Raw genomic sequence first — 3,571 nt, 5'->3', positions numbered from 1 at the left:
ACACCGTCACTCTCGACCCCGCGGCCTAACCCAACACCGAAAAGAACCCGGCACCGCTGCGTGCCGGGTACCTTCACGCGCCCGGGTCACCTCGATTCACGTATCAGCCACCTTCCCGCAACCACGTGGCAGGAAAGTGGCTTTGCTGCAATCCGACAGGCTCAGGCCGCCTGGCCGACGGCGAACCGGTCGCGGCCCAGCAGCCGCTCGTAGATCCCCTCGAACGTCGCGAGCGTGGCGCCGATGGCGTGCTCGGCCACGATCTCCTGGCTGGCCGCGCCCATCCGCTTGCGCAGCCCCGCGTCGGAGAGCAGTGCGGCGAGCCGGGTGGTCAGCTCGGGCACGTCGCCGGGCGTGTAGAGCCAGCCGTTGCGGCCCGGGCGCACGAGGTGCGGCAGCGCCATCGCGTTCGCGGCGATCACCGGGGTGCCCGCGGCCATCGACTCCAGCGTGGCGAGGCTCTGCAGCTCGGCGATGCTCGGCATGCAGAAGACGTCGGCGCGGGCGTAGGCCTCGAGCAGCTCGTCCTCGGAGACGAACCCGCGGAACCGCACGCGGTGGCCGATGCCGAGGCTGCCGGCGAGCGCGGTCCACTCCTCGCGCCGGGCGCCGTCGCCGACGATCTCCAGCTCGCCCGGCAGCTCGGCCGGCAGCGCCGCGAAGGCGCGGATCAGCTCGTCGACGCGCTTCTCCTGGTCGAGCCGTCCCACGAACAGCACGGTGGGGACCGGGCCGGGCAGCTGCTGCACGGTGCGGTAGCGGTCGGCGTCGATGCCGCAGGAGACCGGGATCGCGTCGACCAGCCCGGCGCGCTGCACGAGCAGCTCGACCGCGCGCGGGGTCGGCGCGGTGACGACGTCGGCGCGGCCGTAGACCCGCCCCAGGTCCTTCCAGGCCGCGGTGAACGCGGCCCGCCGCAGCGGACGCGGGACGACCGGCGCGTGCGCCGCGGCGTTCTCGGGCATGAAGTGGTTGGTGGCGACCAGCGGCAGCCCGCCCCGGTACGCGGCTTTCGCCACGCCCCGGCCGACGACCATGTGCGCCTGCGTGTGCACGACGTCCGGTGCGATCTCCTCGACCAGGCGCGCGGTGGCCGGGAACGCCTCCCAGGGCATGCAGACCTGGAAGTCGGGGTGGAACGGGTAGCGGTGCGAGCGGACCCCGTGGACCGTGGCGCCCGAACGGTGCTCGCGCATCGGCCGCCCGGTGGGCGACGGCGCCACGACGTGGATGTCGTGGCCGCGCCCGGCGAGGCCGGTGGCGAGCCGCTCGGCGAAGCGCGCCGCCCCGTTCACGTCGGGCGGGTACGTCTCGGCGCCGATCAGGATCCGAAGCGGCTTCACGGGAGTGGTCCTCTCGAGTCGGTACAGCGAAGTGGGACGGGCGCCGGGGCTGGGGATCACCGGCGGGGCAGGGGCTCGGGCCGCGACGATGCGGACGGGGTACGGGAGCGGTCCGCCGAGGCGGGCCCCGGCCCGGACAGGCCCCTGCGGGCCGCCCGGCGGGCGGTGGCGTCCGGGTGGTGACGGGCGAGCGCGACCACGCCCCCCGCCGCGGTGGTCGCGGCGGCGATCAGCAGCAGCCAGGTGCCGGTGGGGGTCTGCGCGCCCTCGCCGAGGAGCACGACGCCCAGCAGGACCGCGACGATCGGGTCGACGACGGTGAGGCACGCGACGACGACCTCGGGCGGGCCGGAGGCGAAGGCCTGCTGCACGAGCCAGCCCCCGACGACCGCGGCGGCGCCGACGCCGACCACGGCGGCGAGCACGGCCGGGTCGAACAGCCCGACATCCCCGGCCCGCACCGACTGCGACACCGCCCGCACCAGCGCCGAGAGCAGCCCGAACGCGGCCGCCCCTGCCGTGGCGAAGGCCACGCAGCGCACCCACCCGGAGCGGGCGAAGCCCACCGCGGCGAGCGCGAGGACGATGCCGGCGACGACGAGGCCCGCGAACAGCGTGGCGCCGTCCGGGGCGGGGGTGCTCACGGCGGTGCCGGCCGACGTGCCGACGAACGCCGCCACGCCGACGATGCTGATGACGACGCCGGCCAGCACGCCGCCGCCCGGGCGTGTGCGGGTGTGCACGGCGGTGAGCAGCACGGCGATCGGCACGGCCAGCACGCCGATCGGCTGCACCACCGACAGCGGCGCGAGGACGAGTGCGACGGCGTGTACCGCCGATCCCAGCCCGGCCAGCGCGAGGCCGGTCAGCCACGCGGGTCGGCGGGTGACGGCGCGCAGCCCGCGCATCGACAGGCCGCCGTCCTCGCGCGAGCCCGCGCCGGTCCCGGTGCCCGACTCGGCGCTGACGGCGCGATGCTGGAGCACCGCGGCGCCCGCGAAGCAGACCGCACCGAGCACGGCGAGGCCGATGGCGAAGCCGGGCCCGGCGAACAGCGCACTCATGCGGCCCCCCGCAGCTGCGTCCCGACCGTGACGTCGGCCGGGCTCAGGGTGTGCTCGATCGCGAGCCGGGTGGCCCGGGCGGTCGCCATCAGCACGAACATCACCGAAGCGTAGAGAACACGCTGCACCCCGCCCATCAGGGGAAGTACGGATGAACCGCCGATAACGATCGGGACATGACTGAGCAGGAACACTGCGCTCAGCACCCCCGTGACGCCCGCCGACCAGGCCAGGGCGGGGGCCGCGGCACGCCAGCCCGAGGCGGTGCGAGCCCGGCGTGCCACCAGCCAGGCGGCCAGCGGGACGGCCGCGAACACCCAGCCGCCCGCCGCCCGGTGCACGGCGGAGACGAAGCCCGCCGACGTCCCCGGCTCGTGGGTGGGGAACAGCGCCACCAGCACGAGCGCCGCGCTCGCGCTGACCAACAGACCGGCCGGCACGCCCGGGCGTGGCAGCCCGGCCCGGCGCAGCCCGCCCGCGAGCACGGCGCCGACGGCGGCGAGCGCGAACGCGGACACCGTCAGCAGCGCGAGACCCCCCGGAACCCACGCGTAGTCGCTGATCGTCTCGTGCTGCGGATCGACCTCCGCGGCACCGCCCCAGTGCAGGACGCCCAGCGGGAGCAGCGCGACGATGACGCCGAGGACGGCGATCGTCTCACCACCCCATGCGCTGTCCCCGGGTCGTTCCCCGGTCCCCCCGATCGACGCCATGGGGCCACCGTGCCAGCCGCACGCTGAGACGGACATCAGGATCTCCACCGAGTCCCGTGGGGGTATCCCCCCCATTCGATGGTGGGGGTACGACCCTGGTCGACCGGCGCGGGCCCCGCCGCCGCGGGCCGGGTCATCGCGGCCCGGTCGGCACCGGACCGTCGTCGGGCGGCGGGTCGGCGCGTTCGGTCTGCTCGGGCAGCAGCGGGGCCAGCGCGAGCTCCCGCGCGCCGGCGTCGGCGGGGGCCGCGTGCACGGCCCGAACCCCGGGCTGCGCGGCGACGATCTCCAAGCCGGCCCGGTCGGACCGGACGAGGAGCGCGAGCACGCAGGCACATCCGGGGTCGCCGAGGCGGGCGGCCTCGGCCGCTGCGACGTCGCCGGGGCGCCCGGTCGCCCGGGTGGCGTCCCCGGCCGCCGCCGCCGCGGCCCGCTCCCGTGCCGAGGTCCG

4 protein-coding genes are annotated in these 3,571 nt (G+C 76.3%); all 4 read right to left on the bottom strand.

What is annotated here, in order from left to right:
* Nucleotides 1-161 precede the first annotated feature (161 nt).
* Nucleotides 162-1,343: a glycosyltransferase gene (locus KME75_RS40515; protein ID WP_219420299.1), complete on the bottom strand. Its 1,182-nt coding sequence runs from the start codon at nt 1,341-1,343 to the stop codon at nt 162-164.
* A 56-nt stretch (nt 1,344-1,399) separates the two neighbouring features.
* Nucleotides 1,400-2,407, bottom strand: a complete 1,008-nt coding sequence (locus KME75_RS40510; protein WP_219420298.1) for a DMT family transporter — start codon at nt 2,405-2,407, stop codon at nt 1,400-1,402.
* Nucleotides 2,404-3,120, bottom strand: a complete 717-nt coding sequence (locus tag KME75_RS40505; protein ID WP_219420297.1) for a DUF998 domain-containing protein — start codon at nt 3,118-3,120, stop codon at nt 2,404-2,406. The genes KME75_RS40510 and KME75_RS40505 overlap by 4 nt, the downstream gene beginning before the upstream one ends.
* A gap of 133 nt (nt 3,121-3,253) precedes the next feature.
* Nucleotides 3,254-3,571 (bottom strand): hypothetical protein (locus tag KME75_RS40500; protein WP_443690194.1); only part of this gene is annotated, 318 nt, incomplete at its 5' end.

Source organism: Pseudonocardia nigra (genome assembly GCF_019396355.1).
GTDB lineage: Bacteria > Actinomycetota > Actinomycetes > Mycobacteriales > Pseudonocardiaceae > Pseudonocardia > Pseudonocardia nigra.
Note: the sequence above shows the minus strand (reverse complement) of the source record. Positions and strands in the feature narration are given on the sequence as shown.